3 protein-coding genes are annotated in these 2,429 nt (G+C 69.0%); all 3 read right to left on the bottom strand.

The features are described from left to right. Positions 1-811 (bottom strand): hypothetical protein (locus AB0O00_RS35795; protein WP_363658881.1); only part of this gene is annotated, 811 nt, incomplete at its 3' end. Between the two features lie 99 nt (positions 812-910). Next, positions 911-1,249 carry a hypothetical protein gene (locus tag AB0O00_RS35790; RefSeq protein WP_363658880.1) on the bottom strand — a complete coding sequence of 113 codons (339 nt, stop codon included), beginning with the start codon at positions 1,247-1,249 and terminating at the stop codon, positions 911-913. A 234-nt stretch (positions 1,250-1,483) separates the two neighbouring features. Continuing rightward, positions 1,484-2,429: transposase (locus tag AB0O00_RS35785; RefSeq protein WP_363658879.1), on the bottom strand; the 946-nt coding region annotated here is incomplete at its 5' end.

The following is a 2,429-nucleotide window of genomic DNA, read 5'->3' as shown; positions in this document are numbered from 1 at the left end:
AGGCGGCCCGGGGGAAGTCCTTGCGCTTGATCTTGGCGCGGCGTCCGTCGGGGTGGTGGAAGACGATGCCTTCCGCGAGTGCGCCCGGGGTGTAGCGGCTCTCCAGTGCGGCCAGGTAGTCGCGCAGGCCCGAGTAGCTGCGGGGCACGTCCTCGTAGACCGGTACCCGGAGGTTGAACGGGACGCAGTGGTGCTCGGCCACGCCGAGCGGGTTGCCCTGGATGCGGGGGCCGAGGGCCTCGCAGGAGTGCTCGCCGTCGGGCCAGGCGGCGGTGTCGGTGTTGTGGGCGGCGGCGAGTATCCACTTGTCCTCGGCGGCGTGCTCGTCGGCGTCGACGTACCAGCCGTCCCGGATGCCCTGCTGCTTCTGGGCCTTGGTCGGATTGCGGCGCTTCTCCACGCGCACCAGCCGTCCGGCGCGGACGGTGAGGCGGACGTTGGTGCCGTCCAGCTTCTCGGTCGGCACTCCCTCGCCCTCGAAGACCCACGCGCATTCGGCGCGGGGCCGGTCGACGACGCGGAAGGCGTCGTCCCGGTCGAACAGGGTCGGGATCTTCTCCATGACCTGGATGCCCTTTCTGACGTGGCCGAGCAGTTCCTCGTGCGTGATCGCTCCGGCGGCCAGACCGCCCGCGAGCGCGCGGACGAGGTCGGCGACCGAGACCTCCGCCTCGACCGCCACGTGCTTGAGGGCCTTCTTCTCCTCGGGCGACACCCAGGCGACCAGCCGTGACCACCCCTCGGGGGGCGTCCACCGCGCCAGTTGTGCGGGGTCCTTCCGGGGGCGGCCGCGCTTCTTGACCTCGTCCATGCCAGGAGACCCTAGGGACAGAGCTGATGTTGTGTCAATTGGCATAACAGAAAATGAGCAGCACCGAGCGGACTGCTGGGTCCTGCGCCGGGCCGGGGCTCACGGAAGCAGGACCGCCAGCGTGGCGCCGGCTCCACACAGGGCGGAGAGCGCGAAGAGGACGAAGCGGGCGATCGTCCAACGGCGGGTCAGGGGCATCGGCCAGGAGGCCAGGGCGAGCGCGAGTTGGGCGCAGGCGAGTCCAAGGGCGACGCGCCGGTGGGTGTCCTGGCGTTCGTGGTCGCATCCGGTGTGCAGAGCGCAGTAGCCGAACAGGGAGTCGCCGGCCATGACGGTCTGCAGGGCCAGCCAGCAGAGCGGGGCCAGGAGGACGGCGGCCGTCGGGTAGTGCCACCACTTCGGGTCGTGGGTGTCCAGGGTGTTCTTCGTCGTGCTCACACGGCCATTACGCCAGCCTGGACGGACTCCCGGCATGAGTACCGGTACTCAAGAATCGGAGAGTGCTCAGTGGGTGTGGTGTGGGCAGGAGGGACGGCCGGCGTGAGTCGCCCCCGCGGCCGGTCGCACGGCCCGGGCGAATAGTTCTCGTCGTCAACTTGACCCGGTCCTGAAGGACCGGGCTTGGAGGTGGGGCGCGGCTGGTTGTCGCGTGGCCTCCTCCGTCTGAGCCGCCTATGCGGTGGCTGGGACGCGTGACTCACGCCCCGCAGTCCACGCGACCTCGCCTTTGCGGGCGATGTTGTGGGACGAGTTGACATCCGCATGCATGACGGTCCCGCAGGCCCGGCACGCGAACGTGGCCTGGTCGACGCGGTTCTTCCGGTCGATGTGGTGGCATCGGGAGCATTCCTGGCTGGTGTACGCCGGGTCGACGTACACCAGCGGCACCCCGGCGCGCTTGGCCTTGTACGCGATGTACTGGCCGAGCTGGTGGAAGCTCCACGAGTGCACAGTGGTCCGCTGGTCCTTGCGGTGCCGTACCCGGTCGCGGATGCCCGTGAGGTCTTCCAGGGCGATTCCTTGGCCGGTGCGTTCAGCGGTGGTAACGATGGTTTTGGCGACGATGTGGTTGACGTTGGCGGCGTGTCGGGCTTCCTTGCGGGCACGCTTCTTGAGGAGCCGTTTGGCGGACTTGGTGCCCTTGGCCTGCAGCTTCCTGCGCAGGTCGCGTTGGCGTTTGCGGTGCCGGTTCAGGCCGCGCCCGGCCGCTCGGTAACCGGTGCTGGTGGTGGCGATGTTGGCGATGCCGAGGTCCACGCCGATGAAGGAGGCCGGGTTCTCGTTGAGCGGCTTCTCCGGCACTTCGCAGGTGGCGATCAGGTAGAACTCGCCGTCGCGTTCGATCAAATCGGATTCGCCCTTGCGGTGCTCGCGGAGCATCGTGAGCGCGTCGTCGGAGCACACGAAGCGGACGTTCTTCAGCCTTCCGCCGGTGGTCCAGACGGAGACGGTCTGCCGGTCCAACTGCCAGGACAGGCACCGGTCGTCGAACGGCTGCGCGGCCTCGGGACGGAACGCGATCGGCTTGGACTCCGCCCTGCTGCGGCGCCGGGAACCGGGCTTGCCCAGGTTCCCGGCGCGGATGTTCGCCTTCAACACGGTGTAGGCGTCACGGACC

Origin of the sequence: Kitasatospora sp. NPDC093558, assembly GCF_040683475.1 — a bacterium.
Taxonomy (GTDB): Bacteria; Actinomycetota; Actinomycetes; order Streptomycetales; family Streptomycetaceae; genus Kitasatospora.
Note: the sequence above shows the minus strand (reverse complement) of the source record. Positions and strands in the feature narration are given on the sequence as shown.